The organism is Mycobacterium sp. NGS19, from assembly GCF_059813155.1.
This window is the reverse complement of the sequence record NZ_JCALEB010000003.1, coordinates 47,597-69,078: the sequence shown is the minus strand read 5'-3', so window position 1 is coordinate 69,078 and position 21,482 is coordinate 47,597. Positions and strand designations below refer to the sequence as shown.

23 protein-coding genes are annotated in these 21,482 nt (G+C 68.1%); 12 read left to right on the top strand and 11 right to left on the bottom strand.

Features of this window, described 5'->3' with window-relative positions; genetic code table 11:
- Positions 1 to 52 precede the first annotated feature (52 nt).
- Positions 53 to 781, bottom strand: coding sequence for an amino acid ABC transporter ATP-binding protein (locus AC5Y4N_RS10045; protein ID WP_499910637.1), 729 nt, complete (start codon positions 779 to 781; stop codon positions 53 to 55).
- 93 nt (positions 782 to 874) lie between these two features.
- Between AC5Y4N_RS10045 and miaB the strand changes: the two genes are divergently transcribed.
- Positions 875 to 2,356 carry a tRNA (N6-isopentenyl adenosine(37)-C2)-methylthiotransferase MiaB gene (gene miaB, locus AC5Y4N_RS10040; RefSeq protein WP_499910639.1) on the top strand — a complete coding sequence of 494 codons (1,482 nt, stop codon included), beginning with the start codon at positions 875 to 877 and terminating at the stop codon, positions 2,354 to 2,356.
- Positions 2,353 to 2,931 carry an Rv2732c family membrane protein gene (locus AC5Y4N_RS10035; protein WP_499910444.1) on the top strand — a complete coding sequence of 193 codons (579 nt, stop codon included), beginning with the start codon at positions 2,353 to 2,355 and terminating at the stop codon, positions 2,929 to 2,931. Before miaB ends, AC5Y4N_RS10035 begins: the two co-directional genes overlap by 4 nt.
- Before the next feature lie 6 nt (positions 2,932 to 2,937).
- On the opposite strand, the gene AC5Y4N_RS10030 is transcribed toward AC5Y4N_RS10035, so the two are convergent.
- Positions 2,938 to 4,269, bottom strand: a complete 1,332-nt coding sequence (locus AC5Y4N_RS10030; protein WP_499910446.1) for a DUF349 domain-containing protein — start codon at positions 4,267 to 4,269, stop codon at positions 2,938 to 2,940.
- Positions 4,270 to 4,423: 154 nt separating this feature from the next.
- Between AC5Y4N_RS10030 and AC5Y4N_RS10025 the strand changes: the two genes are divergently transcribed.
- The 5 genes from AC5Y4N_RS10025 to hflX are packed head-to-tail and all read left to right on the top strand — an operon-like array spanning position 4,424 to position 9,329.
- Entirely contained in the window at positions 4,424 to 5,317 is an 894-nt protein-coding gene (locus AC5Y4N_RS10025; RefSeq protein WP_499910448.1) for a DMT family transporter, read from the top strand.
- 4 nt (positions 5,318 to 5,321) lie between these two features.
- On the top strand, positions 5,322 to 6,005 hold the full coding sequence (locus AC5Y4N_RS10020) for a class III extradiol ring-cleavage dioxygenase family protein (RefSeq protein WP_499910450.1): 684 nt from the start codon (positions 5,322 to 5,324) through the stop codon (positions 6,003 to 6,005).
- The gene (gene miaA / locus AC5Y4N_RS10015) at positions 6,002 to 6,937 is read left to right on the top strand and encodes a tRNA (adenosine(37)-N6)-dimethylallyltransferase MiaA (RefSeq protein WP_499910453.1); all 936 of its coding nucleotides are present in this window, start codon (positions 6,002 to 6,004) and stop codon (positions 6,935 to 6,937) included. The genes AC5Y4N_RS10020 and miaA overlap by 4 nt, the downstream gene beginning before the upstream one ends.
- 57 nt (positions 6,938 to 6,994) lie before the next feature.
- Entirely contained in the window at positions 6,995 to 7,867 is an 873-nt protein-coding gene (dapF, locus tag AC5Y4N_RS10010) for a diaminopimelate epimerase (protein WP_499910456.1), read from the top strand.
- A 46-nt stretch (positions 7,868 to 7,913) separates the two neighbouring features.
- Positions 7,914 to 9,329 (top strand): GTPase HflX, encoded by a 1,416-nt coding sequence (gene hflX / locus AC5Y4N_RS10005; protein ID WP_499910460.1) that lies wholly within the window; start codon positions 7,914 to 7,916, stop codon positions 9,327 to 9,329.
- 9 nt (positions 9,330 to 9,338) lie between these two features.
- On the opposite strand, the gene AC5Y4N_RS10000 is transcribed toward hflX, so the two are convergent.
- Complete coding sequence (locus AC5Y4N_RS10000) at positions 9,339 to 9,842, bottom strand: hypothetical protein (RefSeq protein ID WP_499910462.1); 504 nt, start codon at positions 9,840 to 9,842, stop codon at positions 9,339 to 9,341.
- A gap of 90 nt (positions 9,843 to 9,932) precedes the next feature.
- Here AC5Y4N_RS10000 and AC5Y4N_RS09995 point away from each other — a divergent pair, with 90 nt between their 5' ends.
- The gene (locus tag AC5Y4N_RS09995) at positions 9,933 to 11,093 is read left to right on the top strand and encodes an acyl-CoA dehydrogenase family protein (RefSeq protein ID WP_499910464.1); all 1,161 of its coding nucleotides are present in this window, start codon (positions 9,933 to 9,935) and stop codon (positions 11,091 to 11,093) included.
- 67 nt (positions 11,094 to 11,160) lie between these two features.
- On the opposite strand, the gene AC5Y4N_RS09990 is transcribed toward AC5Y4N_RS09995, so the two are convergent.
- Positions 11,161 to 11,421, bottom strand: a complete 261-nt coding sequence (locus AC5Y4N_RS09990; protein WP_499910466.1) for a hypothetical protein — start codon at positions 11,419 to 11,421, stop codon at positions 11,161 to 11,163.
- A 34-nt stretch (positions 11,422 to 11,455) separates the two neighbouring features.
- A complete protein-coding gene (lexA, locus tag AC5Y4N_RS09985) occupies positions 11,456 to 12,106 on the bottom strand; it encodes a transcriptional repressor LexA (protein WP_499910468.1) in 651 nt (216 codons plus the stop codon).
- A gap of 183 nt (positions 12,107 to 12,289) precedes the next feature.
- On the opposite strand from lexA, the gene AC5Y4N_RS09980 reads away from it, so the two are divergent.
- Together AC5Y4N_RS09980 and nrdR are read left to right on the top strand one after the other, a co-directional pair.
- The gene (locus AC5Y4N_RS09980) at positions 12,290 to 12,730 is read left to right on the top strand and encodes a LysM peptidoglycan-binding domain-containing protein (RefSeq protein WP_499910470.1); all 441 of its coding nucleotides are present in this window, start codon (positions 12,290 to 12,292) and stop codon (positions 12,728 to 12,730) included.
- A gap of 92 nt (positions 12,731 to 12,822) precedes the next feature.
- Positions 12,823 to 13,287 carry a transcriptional regulator NrdR gene (gene nrdR / locus AC5Y4N_RS09975; RefSeq protein ID WP_499910473.1) on the top strand — a complete coding sequence of 155 codons (465 nt, stop codon included), beginning with the start codon at positions 12,823 to 12,825 and terminating at the stop codon, positions 13,285 to 13,287.
- A gap of 5 nt (positions 13,288 to 13,292) precedes the next feature.
- Here the strand turns inward: nrdR and AC5Y4N_RS09970 are convergent, their stop codons facing one another.
- Genes AC5Y4N_RS09970 through AC5Y4N_RS09960 form a run of 3 tightly spaced genes read right to left on the bottom strand, consistent with a single transcriptional unit; the run spans position 13,293 to position 16,076 of the window.
- Complete coding sequence (locus tag AC5Y4N_RS09970; RefSeq protein ID WP_499910476.1) at positions 13,293 to 13,979, bottom strand: PhzF family phenazine biosynthesis protein; 687 nt, start codon at positions 13,977 to 13,979, stop codon at positions 13,293 to 13,295.
- Positions 13,980 to 14,010: 31 nt separating this feature from the next.
- A complete protein-coding gene (locus AC5Y4N_RS09965) occupies positions 14,011 to 15,063 on the bottom strand; it encodes an alpha/beta fold hydrolase (RefSeq protein WP_499910479.1) in 1,053 nt (350 codons plus the stop codon).
- A gap of 38 nt (positions 15,064 to 15,101) precedes the next feature.
- Positions 15,102 to 16,076: a proteasome assembly chaperone family protein gene (locus AC5Y4N_RS09960; RefSeq protein ID WP_499910483.1), complete on the bottom strand. Its 975-nt coding sequence runs from the start codon at positions 16,074 to 16,076 to the stop codon at positions 15,102 to 15,104.
- A gap of 146 nt (positions 16,077 to 16,222) precedes the next feature.
- On the opposite strand from AC5Y4N_RS09960, the gene AC5Y4N_RS09955 reads away from it, so the two are divergent.
- Positions 16,223 to 16,996 carry a trypsin-like serine peptidase gene (locus AC5Y4N_RS09955; protein ID WP_499910641.1) on the top strand — a complete coding sequence of 258 codons (774 nt, stop codon included), beginning with the start codon at positions 16,223 to 16,225 and terminating at the stop codon, positions 16,994 to 16,996.
- On the opposite strand, the gene sthA is transcribed toward AC5Y4N_RS09955, so the two are convergent.
- Positions 16,997 to 18,400, bottom strand: a complete 1,404-nt coding sequence (sthA, locus tag AC5Y4N_RS09950) for a Si-specific NAD(P)(+) transhydrogenase (protein WP_499910643.1) — start codon at positions 18,398 to 18,400, stop codon at positions 16,997 to 16,999.
- Positions 18,401 to 18,585: 185 nt separating this feature from the next.
- Here sthA and AC5Y4N_RS09945 point away from each other — a divergent pair, with 185 nt between their 5' ends.
- Positions 18,586 to 19,632, top strand: a complete 1,047-nt coding sequence (locus AC5Y4N_RS09945; protein WP_499910487.1) for a DUF4192 domain-containing protein — start codon at positions 18,586 to 18,588, stop codon at positions 19,630 to 19,632.
- Here the strand turns inward: AC5Y4N_RS09945 and AC5Y4N_RS09940 are convergent.
- Positions 19,629 to 20,321, bottom strand: a complete 693-nt coding sequence (locus AC5Y4N_RS09940; RefSeq protein WP_499910490.1) for an iron-dependent transcriptional repressor DtxR — start codon at positions 20,319 to 20,321, stop codon at positions 19,629 to 19,631. The two genes, AC5Y4N_RS09945 and AC5Y4N_RS09940, sit on opposite strands and share 4 nt — an antisense overlap.
- A 160-nt stretch (positions 20,322 to 20,481) precedes the next feature.
- On the bottom strand, positions 20,482 to 21,441 hold the full coding sequence (gene sigB, locus AC5Y4N_RS09935) for a sigma-70 family RNA polymerase sigma factor SigB (RefSeq protein ID WP_499910494.1): 960 nt from the start codon (positions 21,439 to 21,441) through the stop codon (positions 20,482 to 20,484).
- Positions 21,442 to 21,482 lie beyond the last annotated feature (41 nt).

The following is a 21,482-nucleotide window of genomic DNA, read 5'->3' as shown; positions in this document are numbered from 1 at the left end:
GCAACAAGCGCGGCCAGCTGAAGCGGTCGTCGACGCATGCGGCGTTCCAATGTCAGTGCTCGAGGATCTTGCCGAGGAAGTCCTTGGCACGGTCGCTCTCGGGAGATTCGAAGAACTGCGCCGGTTCTGCCGCTTCCACGATCGCACCGTCGGCCATGAACACGACCCGGTTGGCAGCGCGCCTCGCGAATCCCATCTCGTGGGTCACCACCACCATCGTCATGCCGTCAGAGGCCAGATCGGTCATGACGCCCAGCACTTCGGCGATCATCTCGGGGTCGAGCGCGCTCGTCGGTTCGTCGAACAGCATCACCTTCGGATGCATGGCCAATGATCGGGCGATCGCCGCCCGCTGCTGCTGGCCGCCGGACAGCTGCGCCGGGTACTTGTCGGCCTGGTTGGCGATGCCGACACGATCCAGCAGCTCCAACGCCTCCTTGCGGGCCTGGTCGCGTTTGACCTTGCGGACCTTGACCGGGGCGAGCATGACGTTGTCGATGATCGTCTTGTGGGCGAACAAGTTGAAGGACTGGAACACCATGCCGACATCGGACCGCAGCCGCGCCAGCGCCCGGCCCTCAGCAGGCACCGGGACGCCGTCCACGGTGATCGTGCCGGAGTCGATGGGTTCCAGCCGGTTGATGGTGCGGCACAGCGTCGACTTGCCCGATCCCGACGGGCCCAGGATCACCACCACCTCGCCCCGCTGCACGTCGAGGTCGATGTCTTTGAGCACGTGCAGGTCGCCGAAATGCTTGTTGACGCCGCGCAGCGAAACCATCGGTGTCGCGCCCTCAGCCATGGGGCTGACCATACCCAGCGGATGCTCAGCTTGACCCGGTGACCAGAATTGCGATTTGAGGCCCTCCGTACCATTGGGCACGTGACTCAGACGGTGGCGACGTCATCGCAGGCGGCCCGGACCTACCAGGTCCGCACCTATGGCTGCCAGATGAACGTCCACGACTCCGAGCGCCTGGCCGGGCTGCTGGAGTCGGCCGGATATGTCAAAGCCGACGACGGCGCCGACGCCGACGTGGTGGTGTTCAACACGTGCGCGGTGCGCGAGAACGCCGACAACAAGCTGTACGGAAACCTCAGCCACCTGGCCCCGCGCAAGCACCGCGACCCCGGAATGCAGATCGCGGTGGGCGGCTGCCTGGCGCAGAAGGATCGCGACGCGGTGCTGAGCCGGGCCCCGTGGGTGGACGTGGTCTTCGGCACCCACAACATCGGTTCACTGCCAGTGCTGCTGGAACGCGCCCGGCACAACAGCACCGCGCAGGTGGAGATCGCCGAGGCGCTCCAGGAATTTCCGTCGAACCTGCCTGCGGCGCGCGAATCCGCCTATGCCGCCTGGGTTTCCATCTCGGTAGGCTGCAACAACACCTGCACGTTCTGCATCGTGCCTGCGTTGCGCGGCAAGGAAGTCGACCGCAGCCCCGACGACATCCTCGCCGAGGTTCGCTCGCTGGTGGACCAAGGCGTGCTCGAAATCACGCTGCTGGGCCAGAACGTCAACGCCTACGGCGTGTCGTTCGCGGACCCACGGCTGGCGCGCGAACGCGGCGCGTTTGCGTCGCTGCTGCGCGCCTGCGGCGACGTCGACGGGCTCGAGCGGGTCCGCTTCACGTCACCGCATCCGGCCGAATTCACCGACGACGTGATCGAGGCGATGGCCGAGACGCCGAACGTCTGCCCCGCCCTGCACATGCCGCTGCAGTCCGGCTCCGACCGCGTACTGAAGGCGATGCGCAGGTCCTACCGCGCCGAGCGTTACCTCGGGATCATCGACCGTGTGCGCGCCGCAATGCCGCACGCCGCGATCACCACGGACCTGATCGTCGGGTTTCCCGGTGAAACCGAAGATGACTTCGCAGCCACGCTCGAGGTGGTCGAGCGCGCCAGGTTCGCCAGCGCGTTCACCTTCCAGTACTCCAAGCGGCCGGGCACTCCGGCTGCGGACATGCCCGGTCAAGTGCCCAAAGATGTTGTGGCAGAACGGTATCAGCGGCTGATAGCGCTGCAGGAACGGATCTCGCTGGAGGAGAACCGCGCCCAGGTCGGCGCGACGGTGGAACTTCTGGTGGCTGCGGGGGAGGGCCGCAAAGACGACCGCACGTCGCGGATGAGTGGTCGGGCTCGCGACGGCCGGTTGGTGCACTTTGCGCCCGACGGCGACATCCGCCCAGGCGACGTCGTCACCACCGTCGTCACCGGTGCGGCGCCGCACCACCTCATCGCCGACGGGCCCGTCCTCACCCACCGCCGCACCCGCGCCGGTGACGCGCACGAGGCCGGGCGGCGCCCGCGCACCGTCGGGTTGGGGCTGCCGCGCATCGGGGTGTCACGGTGAGCAACAACGACTTCGAGGCGTTCAAGAAGGACATCGACGCCGCAGAGCGACGGGTGGCCGGCGAAATCGAGCCCGGCGCGCGGGCTTTGGTGGTCGCGATCCTGGTCTTCGTCTTGCTGTTGTCGTTCGTGCTGCCGCATACCGGCCACGCTCGCGGCTTCGACGCGCTGCTCGGTGGTCCCCGCGCGGCGGAGGCCGCAATCGCGCTGCCGCAGCGGGTGTTCAGCTGGCTGGCGTTGGTGTTCTCTGTCGGGTTCTCGATGCTCGCGCTGCTGACCCGCCGCTGGGCGCTGGCCTGGCTTGCGCTCGCCGGCTCAGCGGTGGCCAGCGCGGCCGGCATGCTGGCGGTGTGGTCGCGGCAGACGGCCGGCGCGGGCCATCCAGGTCCGGGCGTGGGGCTGATCATCGCCTGGATCGCGGTGATTCTGCTGACGTTCCACTGGGCACGGGTGGTGTGGACCCGCACCGCGGTACACATCGCGGCCGAGGAGGCACGCCGCCGGGCGGCCGCCGAACGCCAGTCCAAGGACCTTCTGCAAACCCTCGACGACGACGAGGACGACTCCGAAAAGTAGCGGCGCCTAGCGGCTGCGTCTGCCCAGCGCCCCCTCGGCGGTCTCCGCCCACTCACGCCACTGCCGCGCGTTCGCGCGTGCCTCCTCGGCCTCGGCGGTGCGGCCGGCCGCCTCCGCCTTCTGCGCTTGCTGTTCGAATTGCTCTGCGCGAGCACGGAATTGCTCCGCGCGAGCCTGCGCCTGCGGATCGATGGAGTCCGGCGCCGAGGCCTCGCGAACCCGCTTCTCCACCGCGCGCAGCCGGCGTTCGAGTTCGGCCGCGCGATCGCGGGGCACCTTGCCGATCGCGTCCCATTTCTCGGCGATCGAGCGCAACTCGGCCCGGGCGGCAGCGATATCGGTGGTGTCGAGTTTCTCGGCCCGCGCCAGCAGTTGCTCCTTCGCGGCAGCATTCGCCCGCAACTCGGCGTCACGTTCGGCGCTCACGGCGTTGCGGGCGGAGAAGAACTTGTCCTGCGCCGCTTTGAACCGCTTCCACAGCGCGTCGTCGACCTCTTTGGCCGCCCGGCCCGCGGCCTTCCACTCGGCGAGCAGCTGACGGAACGCCGCGGCCGTCGCATTCCAGTCGGTGGAATCGGCCAGTTCCTCGGCGCGCTCGCACAGCCGCTCCTTGGCTTGCCGCGCACTGGCGCGCTCCCGGTCCAGCTCGGCGAAATGCGAGCCGCGCCTGCGGTTGAACGTCTCCCGCGCCGCCGAATAGCGCTTCCACAGCGCGTCGTCGGTCTTGCGGTCGACGCCGGTGATGGTCCGCCACTCCTCGAGGATGGCCCGCAGCCGATCGCCGGCCGCCTTCCACTGCACCGAATTCGCCGCCAGTTCTTCGGCCTCCGCGACCAGCGCCTCTTTGCGGGCGATCTGCTCGGCGCGGTGCTCGTCGCGCCGCGCTTTCTCGGCCTGCGCAGCTTCGTCGGCGCGCTCGCGGATCGTCCGCAGCCGCGCGGCCAGCGCGTCGACGTCACCCAACACCGCCGCCGTCGCCAGCCCTTCTTCGAGGCTGGCCGCCGACGACCGGATCTTGCGGGCGTCGCTGGTGCCTGAGGCCAGCCGCCGCTCCAGTAGTTCGATCTCCGTCTTGAGGTCGTCGTAGCGGCGCCCGAAATGGGCGTAGGCCGCCTCCGGATCACCGGCCTGCCAAGCCCCGATCACCCGCTCACCCGCGGAGGTGATCAGCCAGACGGTGCCGTCGGGATCCACCCGCCCGAACCGATGCGGATCGCTGCCGGCCGACGCACCCGGCCGAGCGGCCGGACGGACCGGCCCCGGTCGTGGAACCGGCCTCGGTACAGCGGAAGGCCGGGAGTCCTGCGCCTCCGGGTGGGCGGCATCGCTTTCCGTCATCTCGTACACCTCTCGCGGGTCGCAGCCCGCACACCTGCCGCGCAGCGCGGCGCCTGGTAGCTATCGTCGAAACCGCGAACGCCTCGACCTCCGCTATTCAAGCAGGTCGATGTGGTGTGCGCCCCCACGTTCCGCTACCTGCAAAGGAGCGCTGATGGCCAAGGCCGACATCGCCGCCCTGCTCGCGCTGGGCGCGGCCCTGTTCATCGCGATCGGCGACGTCATCCACCAGCGCTCGGCGCACCAAATCACCGACGAGCCGGTCGGCCACGTCGAGCTGTTCGCCCGCCTGCTGCGCGACCGGCAGTGGTGGGCCGGCAGTCTGGTGGCCGCCGCAGGCTTCGGGTTTCAAGCCGCCGCACTGGCTTTCGGCTCGGTGCTGCTGGTGCAGGCGCTGATCGTGAGCTCGCTGCTGTTCGCTCTGCCGATGAGTGCCAAACTCGCCAGTCACCAGGTCACCCGCTGGGAATGGCTCTGGGCGGTGATCCTCGCGGGCAGCGTCGCAGTGATCGTCACCGTCGGCAATCCGCAGGCCGGGCAGTCGCGGGCATCGCTGGAAACCTGGTCGGTGGTCGCGGCGGTCCTCGGGCCTGCGCTGCTGCTGTGTGTGATCGGCGCACGGATCTGGTCCGGCTCGGTGGCCGCGGTGCTGCTGGCGCTGGTGTCCGGATCGCTGTGGGGTGTGTTCGCCGTGCTCACCAAGGGCGTCGTCGACCAACTCGACGACGGCATTCTGCCGCTGCTGCGCAGTCCCGAGCTCTACGCATGGGTGGTGGTCGCCCTCGCCGGAACAGCGTGGCAGCAGTCGGCCTTCCGGGCGGGAACCATGACCGCGTCGCTGCCCGCGATGACCGTGGTAGAGCCCGTCGTCGCCTCCGTGCTCGGCATCGTCGTGCTCGGCGAAACGCTCGAGACCAACGACATCGGGTGGTTCGCTCTGGCGGTGGCCGTCGTGGCGATGGTCGCTGCGATCGTCGCGCTCGCTCGCGGCGAAGCGCTGGCCTCTGATTCGGCGGACCACGCCGCCGTCGCGCAGCGCATACCGTGAAGCCGTGCTGAGCGCCGTCGCGATCGTCCCGTCGGCACCTGTGCTGGTGCCGCAGCTAGCCGGTGCGGCGGCCGCCGAGCTCGTCGACCTGCGCCGTGCGGTGTTCGCAGCGGCCGGCGCGCTGCCACCGCGCTGGCTGGCCGTCGGCGTGGGTCCGGCCGATCAAGTGATCGGACCGCATGAAGCCGGCACCTTCGCCGGGTACGGCGTCGACGTGCGTGTCGGGCTGTCGCCCACTGCCGCCGACGTCGGGCAGCTGCCGTTGGCCGCGTTGATGACGGCCTGGGCGCGCGGCGAGTCGAGCCCCGACGCGCACGCCGAGGTGCGGGTGTTCAACGCCGGCCACACCGCCGACGACGCCCTGCGCCGCGGGCGGGAACTGCGCGACGTCGTCGACCGGGGCGCCGAGCCGGTGGGCGTGCTCGTCGTCGCCGACGGCGCCAACACCCTGACCGAACGAGCCCCCGGCGGCTACGACCCCGCCTCTGTCGAGGTGCAAAGGGCGCTCGACGACGCCCTCGCGGCGGGCGACGTCGGGGCGTTGGCCCAGGTGCCGCCGTCGATTCCCGGCCGGGTGGCCTGGCAGGTGCTGGCCGGTTTGGCCGGCGACCGCCCGCGATCGGCCAAGGAGCTGTACCGGGGCGCGCCGTTCGGAGTGGGCTACTTCGTAGGCGTGTGGGTGCCATGAGCCGGCCGATCGCGATCATCGGCCCGACTGGCACCGGCAAGTCGCAGCTGGCGCTCGACGTCGCAGAGGCTGTGGGTGGCGAGATCGTCAATGCCGACGCGATGCAGCTCTACCGCGGCATGGACATCGGCACCGCGAAGCTGGCGCCTCAGCAGCGCCGCGGCATCCCGCACCACCAGCTCGACGTCCTCGACGTCACCCAAACCGCGACCGTCGCCAACTACCAGCGCGGCGCAGCCGCCGACGTCGAGGCGATCCTGGCCCGCGGCGGGGTGCCCGTGATCGTCGGCGGATCGATGCTCTACGTGCAGTCGCTGCTGGACGACTGGGCCTTCCCCGCCACCGACCCTGTGGTCCGCGGTCGCTGGGAGCAGCGGCTGGCGGAGATTGGCGTCGAGCGGCTGCATCGCGAACTGGCGCAGGTCGACCCGGCCGCAGCGGCGTCGATCCTGCCGTCCGACGGGCGGCGGATCGTGCGGGCGCTGGAAGTGGTGGAACTGACCGGGCGGCCGTTCGCGGCGTCGGCGCCGACCATCGGAACTCCGCGCTGGAACACCGTGATCATCGGGTTGGATTGGGACACAGCCGAACTCGATGAGCGTCTAGCCAAGCGCACCGAGCAGATGTTCGCCGACGGGCTGGTCGACGAGGTCGTCACGCTGCTAGGCAGGGGTCTGCGGGACGGCGTGACGGCGTCACGGGCGCTCGGCTATGCGCAGGTGATCGCCGAGCTCGGCCGCGGGGGCGACGGCAGCGCCGCGCGTGAACCGACGTTCGTCGCCACCCGCCGCTATGTGCGCCGCCAGCGCTCGTGGTTCCGCCGCGACCACCGCATCCAGTGGCTCGACGGCGCCGATCCGGGCAATGCAGAGGCCGTGGTGCGGGCATGGCGGCACGTATCCTGGGCAGGTGATGCGTCCCGACGACTGTGATGCCGGCGCAGCCGGGATCGTGGGGCTACCACCCGCGTACGGGGGAGGGCGGCGCACATGATCTTCGCCAAGGGCCACGGCACCCAGAACGACTTCGTGCTGTTGCCCGACATCGAGGCAAAGCTGCCACTGACTCCGGATCTGGTGGTCGCCTTGTGCGACCGTCGCCGCGGGCTCGGTGCCGACGGGGTGCTGCGGGTGACCACCGCCGGCGCCGCGGCGGCTTGCGGAGCAATTCCGCGGGTGCCCGAAGGCGTGCAGCCGCAGGACTGGTTCATGGACTACCGCAATGCGGACGGGTCGGTTGCCGAAATGTGCGGCAACGGCGTGCGCGTGTTCGCCCATTACCTGCGCGCCAGCGGGCTGGAGGCGCGCGACGAGTTCGTCGTCGGCTCGCTGGCGGGTCCGCGGCCAGTGCAGGTACACCGCGTCGACCACACCTTCGCCGACGTCACCGTCGAAATGGGCAAAGCCAACCAGCTTGGCACCGGCGAGGCGGTCATCGGCGGCCGTCGCCTCAGCGGGCTGGCCGTCGACGTCGGCAATCCGCATCTGGCGTGCGTCGATGCGGAATTGACCGACGACGAGCTACGCGCCTTGGACGTTGCGGCGCCGGTAGTGTTCGACCGCAATCAATTTCCCGACGGCGTGAACGTCGAGGTGCTGACGGCGCCGGTCGGCGGTGCGGTGTCGATGCGGGTGCATGAACGGGGAGTCGGCGAGACCCGTTCGTGCGGAACCGGAACCGTCGCCGCCGCGGTGGCGGCACTGGCGCACGACGGCGCGTCCACGGGCTCACTGACGGTTCGTGTCCCGGGCGGCGAGGTGCTCGTCACCGTGACCGCGGCGACCAGCTACCTGCGCGGTCCGTCGGTACTGGTCGCCGGCGGGGAAATCTCGGAGGAATGGTGGCAGGCGCAGCGGTGTTAAATCAGGTGCGCGCCGCAGATCCGGCGGGCACCATGTCTTATTGCTTATGACTGATCCAGAATTTCCTGTAGACGACACACCCAGCATCGGCGAACTGGCCCTCGAAGACCGGTCCGCCCTGCGCCGCGTGTCCGGGCTGTCGACCGAACTTGCCGACGTCTCCGAGGTCGAGTACCGCCAGCTGCGGCTTGAACGCGTGGTGCTGGTCGGCGTGTGGACCGAAGGCAGTGCGGCCGACGCCCAGGCCAGCCTGGCCGAGTTGGCGGCGCTGGCTGAAACGGCGGGCTCGCAGGTGCTCGAGGGCGTGATCCAGCGCCGCGACAAGCCCGACGCGTCGACCTACATCGGCTCCGGCAAGGCCAACGAGCTGCGCGAGATCGTGCTCGCCACCGGCGCCGACACCGTGATTTGCGATGGCGAGCTGAGTCCGGCACAGCTGACGGCGCTGGAGAAAGCCGTGAAGGTGAAGGTGATCGACCGCACCGCGCTGATCCTCGACATCTTCGCGCAGCACGCCACCAGCCGGGAGGGTAAGGCGCAGGTGTCGCTGGCGCAGATGGAATACATGCTGCCGCGTCTGCGCGGCTGGGGCGAGTCGATGTCACGTCAGGCCGGCGGCCGCGCAGGCGGCAGTACCGGCGGTGTGGGTCTGCGTGGCCCCGGTGAAACGAAGATCGAAACAGACCGCCGCCGGATCCGTGAGCGAATGGCCAGGCTGCGCCGCGAGATCAAAGGCATGAAGCAGGCCCGCGACACCCAGCGCGGCCGACGGTTGCGCAGCGACGTGCCGTCGATCGCGATCGTCGGGTACACCAACGCGGGCAAGTCGAGTGTGCTCAACGCACTCACCGGCGCCGGCGTGCTGGTCCAGGACGCCTTGTTCGCCACCCTCGAACCGACCACGCGCCGAGGAGAATTCGACGACGGGCGGCCGTTCGTCATCACAGACACCGTCGGGTTCGTCAGGCATCTGCCCACGCAGCTGGTCGAGGCGTTCCGCTCGACTCTGGAAGAGGTCGTCGACGCGGACCTGTTGGTGCATGTGGTCGACGGGTCGGACGCCAATCCGCTGGCACAGATCAACGCGGTGCGCGCGGTGATCCGCGAGGTGATGATCGAACACGACGCCCATGCCGCACCGGAACTGTTGGTAGTGAACAAGATTGATGCCGCCGGTGATCTCATGCTCGCCAAGTTGCGACGCGCGCTGCCCGGCGCGGTGTTCGTCTCCGCTCGAACCGGCGAGGGGCTGGACCACCTGCGGGCCCGGATGGCCGAGCTCGCCGTACCCACCGACACCGCGATCGACGTCGTGATTCCTTATCACCGCGGCGATTTGGTGGCCCGCGTCCATGCCGACGGCCGCGTGCAGGAGTCCGAACACAACGCCGACGGCACCCGGATCAAAGCGCGGGTTCCGGTGGCCTTGGCGGCGAGCCTGCGCGAATTCGTGTCGAGCTAGCGTCGGCGCCTATGCGATTTCGTACACGTCGGCTGCGCCTGCGGCCATAATGCGTTGCGCCAGTTCGGCTTTCAACACGTCCAGCCGTGCCTCCTGCGCCTCTGTGCGAGCGTCGTTCTGGGCCAGGTCGATGAATTCTTCAGTGACGAAGCCGTCGCGCAGCACCAGCGTCACTGAACGGTCGCCGATGCGGACTTCGAAGACAAAACTCTCCCGCAGCCGTCCGAGGTCGCGACGTGACAACGCGGGATCCACGACGTAGCGACCGTCGCTGACTGCCCGCGTCACCGCCTCGATCCCGTCGCGTGCCCCCGGCCCGCGGAACGCGGTGCGCACCACCACCTCGCGGCGCGGCGGCGGCGCGTCGGGCGAGAGCACCTCGAACGCGCGCTGCAGAACTTTGAATGCGTTGGCCACACCGCCGGGGGAGCCGGGGCCGTGGTAGCGCATCAGGTCGTCGAACGCGAACTCGAGGATCCGCCCACGCTCCTGGACGCGGATGATCTCGGCCACGGCCTCACTGTAGGCCGCGTGGCCGGGGCCAAACCAACCATCCGGTTGGTATATCTTTGGGCGCAGGTTCCCGATACCGGAGGTCACCCCGTGGGCAATGTCGTCAGATACCAGCGCACCCTTTTCGAGCCCGAGCACGAGCTGTTCCGCGAGTCGTATCGCTCCTTCTTGGAACGCCACGTCGCGCCGTACCACGAGCAGTGGGAGAAGGACAAGATCGTCGACCGCGGCGTCTGGCTGGAGGCCGGCAAGCAGGGCTTTCTGGGAATGGCGGTGCCCGAGGAATACGGCGGCGGCGGCAACGCCGACTTCCGGTACAACACGGTCATCACCGAGGAGACGACCAAGGGCCGCTACAGCGGAATCGGCTTCGGGCTGCACAACGACGTGGTGGCCCCGTATCTGCTGAGGCTGGCCAACGAAGAACAGAAGCAACGCTGGCTGCCGAAGTTCTGTACCGGCGAGCTGATCACCGCGATCGCGATGACCGAGCCGGGCACCGGCAGCGACCTGCAGGGCATCAAGACCCGCGCGGTCAAAGAAGGTGACCACTACATCCTCAACGGGGCAAAGACCTTCATCACCAACGGCATCAACTCCGACCTGGTGATCGTCGTCGCGCAGACCGATCCGGAGAAGGGTGCGCAGGGTTTCTCGCTGCTGGTCGTCGAGCGCGGGATGGAAGGCTTCGAGCGCGGCCGTCATCTGGACAAGATCGGGTTGGATGCCCAGGACACCGCCGAGTTGTCGTTCACCGACGTCAAGGTGCCCGCCGAGAACCTGCTCGGTGAGGAAGGCAAAGGCTTCATCTACTTGATGCAGAACCTGCCCCAGGAGCGGATCTCGATCGCGATCATGGCGGCCGCGGCGATGGAAGCCGTGCTCGAGTCGACTCTCCAATACACCAAGGAGCGCAAGGCTTTCGGCAAGCCGATCGGCAGTTTCCAGAACAGCCGCTTTCTGCTCGCCGAGCTGGCCACCGAAGCAACCGTCGTGCGGATCATGGTCGACGAGTTCATCCGGCTGCACCTCGACGAGAAGCTGACCGCCGACCAGGCCGCGATGGCCAAGTGGTACTCCACCGAGAAGCAGGTCCATCTGATCGACCGGTGCCTGCAGCTGCACGGCGGCTATGGCTACATGCGCGAGTACCCGATTGCGCGCGCGTATCTGGATGCCCGGGTGCAAACGATCTACGGCGGTACGACCGAGATCATGAAGGAGATCATCGGACGCTCGCTGGGCGTCTGAGCCGGCGAAACGTCAACTGGCGCAGTCCGTTCGGCGGTGAGCCCCGCGGGCTGCTCCGTGGTGCGGATCAGGGAACCGGGTACGGCCACACGCAGATGTAGATGTTGCCGTCGCAGCGGGTGAGCACTTCCTGACTCGGGGCGCCGACGAACGCGCCGCCCGGTCCCAGCTGCGGAATGCAGCCGTAGCCGTTGGGATTGGGCACCATGCCCCGCGGGCACATCGCGACATGGCTTTCGGCGCTGGGCGAGCCGACCGCGGGGACGACGAGCGCCGCTGCTCCCATCACCGCTGCTCCTATCGCCTGCACCGCCCGGGACGCTCGCATGAGTCCACCATGCACCCGAGGCGCGGTGTGCGGGTCAGATTTTGCGGATCACCGTGACCACACGGCCGAGAATGGCGGCATCGTTGCCGGGAATCGGATCGAACGCCGGGTTGTGCGGCATCAGCCAGACCTGGTTGCCGGTCCGCTTGAACGTCTTCACGGTGGCTTCTCCGTCGATCATCGCCGCGACGATGTCGCCGTTGTCGGCGGTGTTCTGCTGTCGCACCACCACCCAGTCACCGTCACAGATCGCGGCGTCGACCATCGACTCGCCCACGACCTTGAGCAGGAACAACGATCCCTCGCCCACCAATTCTCGCGGCAGCGGGAACACGTCTTCGACCGCCTCCTCGGCGAGGATGGGGCCGCCTGCGGCAATGCGTCCGAGCACGGGCACGAACGTCGGCTCCGGCAGCGCGTCCGAACCGGCGACGTCGGTCGTGACGGCCGTCGCCGCGTCGTCGGCCCCGCGGACATCGACGGCGCGGGGACGATTCGGGTCGCGGCGCAGATAGCCCTTGCGTTCCAGCGTGCGCAGCTGATGTGCCACCGACGACGTGGAAGTGAGGCCGACGGCGTCGCCGATCTCCCGGATGCTCGGCGGATATCCCCTGGTGGTGACCGATGCGCGGATCACCTCCAGGATGGTCCGCTGACGCTGGGTGAGACCGCTGCTGTCACTCATAAGTGCAAATCTAGCGGTCGTCACCGACATCTTCAAACATGTGTTCGAGGCGTGTCGCGTTCGTGATGCGTGGTCACGAGCGCCATGTCGTGGCGAGTGGGCTGTCGTATGCCTCTGGTACACATCGATCAAACGTTCGGATTCGAACGCATGATCGACTATATTCGAACAAAGGAGCGAACGGTGGCGACAGAAGGGGCGCTCATGACCGTGATCGACTGGGACGTACCGGCGCCGACGCTTAGGGCTCGCCGTCCCGCACCGAAGCGGCCGGGCGGTGCCGCCCTCACATATCGGCGCACAGGCGTGGCGATGTCGTATGCACCGCACCGGCCGCGACGCGTCAGCGCGACCGTGACCGTCATGCTGGCGGCGGTCGCGGCGTTGATCACGGTGTGGCTCATCGCGATCGCCCAAGCCCGCAGCGCCGACACGACGGGCACCGCCGCGCCGCAGCAGTTGGCGGTCGTACAGGTGCAGCCCGGCGAGAATCTGCAGCGGCTTGCGGCCAGAGTGGCGCCGGACGCGCCGGTGGCCGGGGTGATCGAGCGGATCCGGGAGCTCAATCACCTTGACTCTGCAGCGCTGGATGCCGGGCAGACGCTGATCGCCCCGCTCGGATGATGTCCCCGGCGACGTTGGCCCGCGTCCGCCGCCCGCGGGTAGTCTCGGAGGCGTTCGACTCGACCGAATGTCTTCGCGGCGAAGGAGCAGTCATGCACTGTCCGTTCTGCCGCCATCCCGATTCCCGGGTGGTCGACTCACGGGAAACCGATGAGGGCCAAGCGATCCGACGCAGACGCTCATGCCCAGAATGCGGGCGAAGGTTCACCACCGTCGAGACGGCCGTGCTGGCGGTGGTCAAGCGCAGTGGGGTCACCGAACCGTTCAGCCGCGAAAAGGTGATCCGCGGTGTGCGACGGGCATGTCAGGGCCGCCAGGTCGACGACGACGCGCTCAACCTGCTGGCGCAGCAAGTGGAAGACACCGTGCGGGCCACCGGTTCACCCGAGGTGCCCAGCCACGAGGTCGGCCTGGCCATCCTGGGTCCCCTGCGCGATCTGGACGAGGTGGCCTACTTGCGGTTCGCCTCGGTGTACCGGTCGTTCACCTCCGCCGACGACTTCGAGCGGGAGATCGAGGCGCTGCGGGCGCATCGCAAGGTCAGCGCGTCGAAGTAACCCCTTCAGTCGACGCGCACGGTGCCGTCGTCGACGACGCGGCCGCCCACCGTCACCCACCCCTCAGGGCTCCACCGGGTGGAGATGACGGACCCCTTGCCCTGGGTGATCGTGAGATCTCGGCTGAGAATGTCGGTGATGCGTACGGCCGCGGCGCCGGTCGCCTCGTCTTCGGCGACGCCGAGATCGGCCGCGAACATCCGCGACCGCAGGTGTCCGCGCGACTTGTCGAGCCAGGCCCAGATGTAGTGCGGGTCGTCGTCGGGGTAGTCGTCGGGATCCGCGTTGACGACGTCATCCGGCGAGGGCAGTTCGTGGAAGACAAACTCGGGCGCCCAGTCGGCGCGTGCGCGTACCGTCGTCAACTCGTCCTCGTAGCCGACGGCGACCACACCCGCTGGCACTTGCAACGTGCGGATCGCAAGCCCCTGTTGTTTGAGCCACCACGACAACCCCACCGTCGGGTGCCCGGCGAACGGCAACTCCGTCGCAGGAGTGAAGATGCGAGCGTGGGCGGTGGTTGCGCCCGGATCGGGCATGTCGACGAAAATTGTTTCGCTGTAGCCCAATTGAGCCGCGAGCCCTTGCCGGTCGCGCGGCGCGACGGTGCTCGCGTCGACGATGCCGAGCGGATTGCCGAAGTTTCCTTCCGCGTCGGTGAATACCCGCACCACGAACACGTCGGTACCCATGCGCCCGACTCTACTCAGCGGGAGCGCCGGATCAGGTTGCGCTGCGCTCGTCGGAACTCATCGCGTCGAGCACCGCGACGCGGGTGTCCATCGGACCCGAAATCGTCTGGTCGCTGACGCCGGCGCGTAACAGCGACCGCAGCCGATCCTGGTCGTATTCCGCGGGTTCCGTGGAATCGATGAACTGCTCGACGACCTCGACGAAGCGGTCCGGGTCGTCGTGGAACGGAAAATGGCCGGAGTTCTCGAAGACCTCCAGCCGTGAACCCGGCATCGCGGCGTGCGCCATCTGCGCATGAGCCACCGGGATCACCGAATCGTGCTCTCCCCAAATCAACTGCACCGGAACAGATTGCGTCAAATAACATCGGTCCAGCATGGTCACCACCTGGCCGCGCCAGTCCACCACCGCGCGCAGCGTCCGCGAAAACGCCGACGACGCCGTCGGCTCCGGCAATTCCGCGAGCACCCGCAGCACGTCGGGCAGGTCATGGCCGAACCGCGTCGGGGCCAGGCCCGGTGCCGCGGTGGCAGCGGCATTGAGCATGGCGCCCAACATGCGCCCGACGGTCTGCAACGCAGGCAACGCTCCCGGAAGCCGCAACAGCGCCAGCGCCTCGGTGCCCATCGGCAGCGACGCGAGGCGCAGCGCGAAGTGGACGTCCTTGGTCACCCCGCCCGTCCCGACGAGCACGATGCGTTCCACCAATTGCGGGTACTGGTAAGCGAATTGCATCGTGACGCCGCCGCCGAGCGAGTGCCCGATCACGGTCACCCGGTCGATGTCGAGCACGGCCAGCAGGTCGCGCATGCCGTTGGCGTACGCGGCAACCGAGTAGTCGGCCCGCGGTTTGTCCGACTTGCCGTGACCGAGCAGGTCCGGGGCGATCACCGTGAACCGTTGCGCGAGTTTTGTCTGCACGGCCTCCCAGGTCGACGAGTTGTCCCCGATGCCGTGGATCAGCAGGATCGCGGGCCCGTCACCGGCGACGCGAAACGCGCGGCGGTAGCCGTGAATCGTGCGGAACTCCAGCGTCGTTCGCACGTCGCGTACCGGCCGCAGATTCGTCGTCCGCGCAGTCATAGGGCCACCTCCGCTTCGGGCCGGCGGCCCGGGTCAGCTCACTTCTTGTCGTCGCCGTCTCGGAAACCGTCCGAGAAGTCACCTGTCTGCTGCGCCAGGAAGCGTTCGAACTCCCCGGCCAGTTCTTCGCCGCTGGGCAGCTCTTCGTCGCGCGCCAGCAGCGACCGGTTCTCCTGGGCCGCGACGAACGCGTCGTACTGACGCTCCAGCGCGGACACCACCTGCGCAACTTCGGGGCTGGAGTTCACCTGCTCGTCGACCTTCGCGCGGATCTCGGCAGCGGCCTCGGTGAGCGCCGCCAACGGGATCTGCAGCGATGCGACTTTGCTGACTTCGGCCAGCAGCGCCTCTGCCGCGGCGGGGTAATCGGTCTGCGCCAAGTAGTGCGGGACGTGCACGGTGAAGCCGACGACGTCGTGGCCGTGCTGGGCCATCCGGTATTCCAGCAGATTCGACGCGCTGCCAGGCACCTGCACCTCGCCGACCCAGGGCTGATGATGGGCGATCAGCTCCTTGTTGTTGGAGTGTGCCGTCATGGTCACCGGCCTGGTGTGCGGCACAGCCATCGGGATGGTGCCCAGACCGATCGTCTGCCGCACGCCCAGCCGCTCGGCCAGCAGTCGCACCGCGGTGACGAACCGCTCCCACTTCAGGTCGGGTTCCATGCCGGCCAGCAGCAGAAACGGTGTCCCGACGGTGTCGTGCAGCGCGTAGAGGCTCAGTTCCGGATCGTCGTATGCGGTGAAGTGGTCGGTCTTGAACGTCATCAGCGGTCGGCGCGAGCGGTAGTCCAGCAGCTCGTCGATCGCGAACGATGCCACCAGCTCGGTGTCGAGTGCCTGGCGCAGGTAGCGCGAAGACAGCCGGATCGCATGGCCTGCGTCCGAGAAACCTTCCAGTGCGTGAATCAACACCGGACCGCGGCCGTCGGGCGACGACAATTGCGGAGCCGGAAACTCGAGCTCGTACATTCCACTCTGGTCCGGCCGGTATTCATCGCGGTGCTCAGCCATTCTTCTCGCCTCCTTCCGCGGACCCGGTGACGTCTAGTGTCGCTGCCGATCGGCTGAGCCGCCACCGCAGGCCGCAATATCGCGAACGCGGGTACCCCTGTTTGCTCAACGCGACACTGGCATCGTTGCGTTCCAGGATGATCGACATGATGCGTGTGCGGCTGGCTCCCCTGCTGCTTCTGGCCGTCTGCCTGCTGAGCTGTACGCCGCGACATCAGCCCGGCGTCGCGGATGCGCCGCCGCCACCGACGTCGGCGACCGCCGCGCCCGTCGCTCCCGATCCGCTGGTGGGGGCGTTGTTCCTTGGGGCCTCAGACATGCACACCTGTACCGGATCGGTGCTGCATTCGGCCACCGGCGACCTGATCCTCACCGCCGCACACTGCGTGGCCTCGGGCTATCCGACGACATTCGCGCCCGGATTCGGCGGCCGGGCCGGCGCCGCCGGCACCTGGACCGTCGGAGCGATCTACCTCGACCCGCGATGGCTGGCCAGCAGGGATCCCGTCGCCGACTTCGCCGTGGCACGGGTCAGCCGTGACGACGGTCGCTCCATCGAATCGGTGGTCGGTGCAGGGCTGCGCCTGGGTGCAGCGCCGCCGCCCGCGGCCGTCGTCACCGTGACCGCCTACCCGATGGGCACCGGTGGTGCTCCCATCGGCTGCCGCGCCGCCACTGCGACGGCGCCCGGCGGGTTCCCGTCGCTGACATGCGCGGGCCTGATGGCCGGTACCAGCGGCGCGCCGTGGCGCATCGACGGCACGGTGGTCGGACTGGTGGGCGGCCCGCACGGCGGCGGTTGCGACGACAGCGTCTCGTACTCTTCTCCGTTCGACCGCCGCGTGGCCGACCTGCTGCATCGGGCAGAAGCCGGCGGGGCCGGTGACACCGCGCCCGCGGTGTTCGAGGACGACTGCTAGCTACGAGCGGTACTGGCTCAGCGCGCGCATCTTGTTCATCACGTCCAGCGCGGCGACCTTGTATGCCTCCGAGAACGTCGGATAGTTGAACACTGCGTCGACGAGGTACTCGATGGTGCCGCCACAGCCCATCACCGCCTGGCCGATGTGCACGAGCTCGGTGGCGCTGGTGCCGAAGATGTGCACGCCGAGCAGCTTCAGGTCGTCGGTGGACACCAGCAGCTTGAGCATGCCGTACGAGTCGCCGGCGATCTGGCCGCGCGCGAGTTCCCGGTACCGCGACACCCCGACCTCGTACGGGATCGAGTTCTTGGTCAGCTCCACCTCGGTGGCGCCGACGTAGGAAATCTCCGGGATCGAGTAGATGCCGATCGGCTGCAGGTCCGTCATGCCGGCGGTGGGTTCGCCGAATGCGTGGTAGGCCGCCAGCCGACCCTGCTCCATCGAGGTTGCGGCCAGCGCAGGAAATCCGATGACGTCGCCGACGGCGAAGATGTGGTCGACCTTGGTCTGGAACCTGTCGTCGACGAAGATGCGACCGCGACTGTCCGCCTCGAGCCCGGCGTTGGCCAGGTCGAGATGATCGGTTTGGCCCTGGCGGCCGGCGGAGTACATCACGGTCTCGGCAGGGATCTGCTTGCCGCTGGCCAAGGTCGTGACAGTGCCGGCGGAGCCGACGTCCACCGCTGTCACCTCCTCGCCGAACCGGAATGTGACCGCCAGATCGCGCAGGTGAAATCGCAGGGCCTCGACCACCTCGGGGTCGCAGAAGTCCAGCATCGTGTCGCGCTTTTCGACGACGGTCACCTTGGTGCCCAGCGCGGCGAACATCGACGCGTACTCGATGCCGATCACGCCTGCACCTACTACGACCATCGACGACGGCAGCGCCTTGAGGTCCAAGATGCCGTCGGAGTCCAGCACCCGGCATTCGTCGAACTCGACACCGGCCGGACGCGCCGGCTTGGTGCCCGTGGCGATCACGATGTAGCGACCCGTGATCGTGATCCGGTCGCCCCGGTTCGGGTTCTCGATGAGGACGGTGTGCTCGTCGACGAACCGGCCATGCCCGATGTAGACCTCGATGTTGTTGCGCATCAGCTGCGAGCGGACCACGTCCTGCTCTTTGTTGACGACGTGCGTGGTGCGAGCCAGCAGATCAGCCGGCGTGATCTTGTCCTTGACCCGGTAGCTCGCGCCGTACAGTTCGCGCTGGCTCATGCCGGTGAGGTAGAGCACGGCCTCGCGCAGTGTCTTCGACGGAATGGTTCCGGTGTTCACGCAGACGCCGCCGAGCATCCGGCCGCGCTCGACGATGGCGACGGACTTGCCGAGCTTCGCCGCGGCGATTGCGGCCTTCTGCCCCCCGGGGCCGGAACCGATGACGACGAGGTCGTACTCCATTGCCATGTGTAGACATCTACGCCGTTTGGCGTGATCTTGCACCCGGACCGAACCAAGAGCTGTGCCCCGGTGCCCTACGTCCGCGGCTGGGGCGGTTCATCCACAGTCTTGCGTTCGTCCACAGCGAGGGACCATCGGTTCGTCAGCGCCCCGTTGTCGACGGTGCCGCCCGCAAGGGTCAGAACATGACCACTTCACAGCCTGACTTCATTCTCAACAGGCCCGGCGCGCTGATCGCGGCGCTGCCCGCGGTGCTTGGCTTCGTTCCCGAGAAATCATTGGTGCTCGTCACCGTCGACCGCGGCGAGATGGGGGCGGTGATGCGGGTGGATCTGTCGCCACAGCTGGCCGACACCGTCGAGCATGTCGCCGAGGTGGCCGCGGCGGCCGGGCCGGACGCGGCGATCGCGGTGATCGTCGACGCTGACGGGGCGTTGTGTCCTGCGTGCGCCGACGACTTTCGCGACCTCGCGTCGACGTTGTCGGATGTGCTTGCACTACAAGACATTACGTTGTTGGCCACTCACGTGGTGAATCGTGTCGCCGCGGGTGGTCGGTGGCATTGCGCCGACATGTGCGGAGCGGGCGGCACCGTCGACGACCCGGCATCGTCGCCGCTGGCCATGGCCGCCGTGCTGGACGGTCGGCGGCTCTATGCGCGCCGCGAAGACCTGCAGAAGGTGGTCGAGGTGACCGATGCCGCGCGCGTCGAGCGGTTGGCGCGGCGGATTCGGCGGCGACTCAAGGCACGGGCAGAAAGCGATGAACAATCCCCGCGAGGTGACGTCAACTTTGCGGTCGCACTCGCGGCGAAGATGGCTGGCGGAACGGAGCCCTCGGATGCTCAGGTCGCCGAAATGGCTTGCGCCCTGGCCAATGTGGACGTGCGAGACACGCTGTTCGCGTTAGCGGTCGGCGACAAGGCGGCTGAGGCCGAGGAGCTGTGGGCGATGTTGTCACGTGTGCTTCCGACGCCGTGGAGAGTGGAAGCCCTTGTGTTGCTTGCCTTTTCGGCCTATGCCCGCGGCGACGGTCCGCTCGCCGGGGTGGCACTTGATGCGGCGCTGCGCTGTGACAACGAGCACCGGATGGCCTCGATGCTCGACACCGCGCTTCAATCGGGATTGCGCCCGGACGCGGTTCGCGAACTGGCGATCAGCGGTTACCGCGTGGCGGATCGGCTCGGGGTCGGCCTGCCGCCGCGGCGAAGATTCGGTCGACGGGCGAGCTAGACCTTCTCGACCTTCACCGCGTGCGCCATGTGATGGGGCAGTTCGACGTCCTCGTGCCCGGGAATCACGATCGTGACGCTGCCGGACGGATTGGTCTGCACAGTCACCCTGGCGTTGGGCACCACGCCGGCGTCCTTGAGCCGGGTGATCAACTCGACGTCGCCCTGCACGTGTTCGGTGAGCTGCCGGACCACCACGGCCACGGGAGCACCGGCGGGCAGCTCGGTCAACCGGACCAAGCTGCCGCGCTCGGGCTGCGAGGTCGGGTCGACGCCCAGCTCGGCAAGGCCGGGGATGGGGTTGCCGAACGGAGAGATGGTCGGGTTGTCGAGCACCTGCACCAAGCGCCGCTCGACCTCCTCGCTCATCACGTGCTCCCAGCGACAGGCCTCGGCGTGTACGTCTTCCCACGGCAGCCCGATGATGTCGACCAGCAGGCGTTCGGCCAGGCGGTGCTTGCGCATCACGGCGACGGCCAGTGTGCGCCCCTTGGGGGTCAGCTCCAGGTGACGGTCGCCGGCGACATGCAGCAGGCCGTCGCGCTCCATCCTCGACACGGTTTGGCTGACGGTCGGACCGCTCTGCTCGAGCCGTTCGGCGATGCGGGCACGCAGCGGCACCACGCCCTCTTCCTCGAGGTCGTAGATGGTCCGCAGATACATCTCGGTCGTGTCGACAAGATCGTTCATTCACCCACCCTCCGTCGGCTGCAGTCTACCGGTCTAGCTGGCAAAAAGGCGGCCTCGCGCCGTCGGGGCATCCCGCGCCGCACCGGCAACAACACGCATCACCCGTCCCGTCACGCCAGTGTGCCCACCGGAAGTTCCGGTGGGCACACCGTGGGGGGAGTCAGCTTGCGTAGGAGCGAAGCCGATCGGCGCGTTCGCCGTGGCGCAGCTTCGCCATGACCTCGCGCTCGATCTGACGCACCCGTTCCCGGGAGAGCCCGAACAGCTTGCCGATCTGGTCGAGCGTGCGGGGCTGGCCGTCGTCGAGGCCGAACCGCAGGCGGATCACCTGCTGCTCGCGCTCGTCGAGTGTGGCCAGCACGTGCCGAATATCGGTGTGCAGCAACTCGGAGATGACGGCGTTCTCAGCCGACATCGCCTCGGCGTCTTCGATGAAGTCGCCGAGCGGGGCTTCCTCGTCACTGCCGACCGGCATGTCAAGGCTCACCGGATCACGGCTGTGCTCCAGCAGGTCGTTGATCTTCTCGACGGGAATTCCGGACTCGGCAGCCAGTTCCTCGTCGGTTGCTTCACGGCCGAGGTTCTGATGCATCTCGCGCTTGATCCGCGCCAGCTTGTTGACCTGCTCGACGAGGTGCACCGGCAGTCGGATCGTGCGGCTCTGGTCGGCCATGCCGCGCGTGATCGCCTGACGGATCCACCAGGTGGCGTACGTCGAAAACTTGAAGCCCTTGGTGTAGTCGAACTTCTCCATCGCGCGGATCAGGCCGAGGTTGCCTTCCTGGATCAGGTCCAGCAGCGGCATGCCCCGCCCGGTGTAGCGCTTGGCCAGCGACACCACGAGCCGCAGATTGGCTTCGAGCAGATGGCGCCGCGCTGCCTCGCCGTCGCGCACGACCATCTGCAGCTCGCGCTTGCGGTTCTCGCCGAGGCGCTTGCGCGTGTCGAGCAGGTGCTGGGCGTACAGGCCGGCCTCGATCCGCTTCGCCAGCTCGACCTCGTCGGCCGCGTTGAGCAGCGCCGTCTTGCCGATGCCGTTCAGATACACCCGCACGAGGTCGGCAGCTGGACTCTGGGCGTCCAGATCGTTGTCAACCCGGCTGGTGGTGGCATTTGCCATTGCGGCCTCCTGATCGCCTCGAACTGTCATGGAGTGCAACG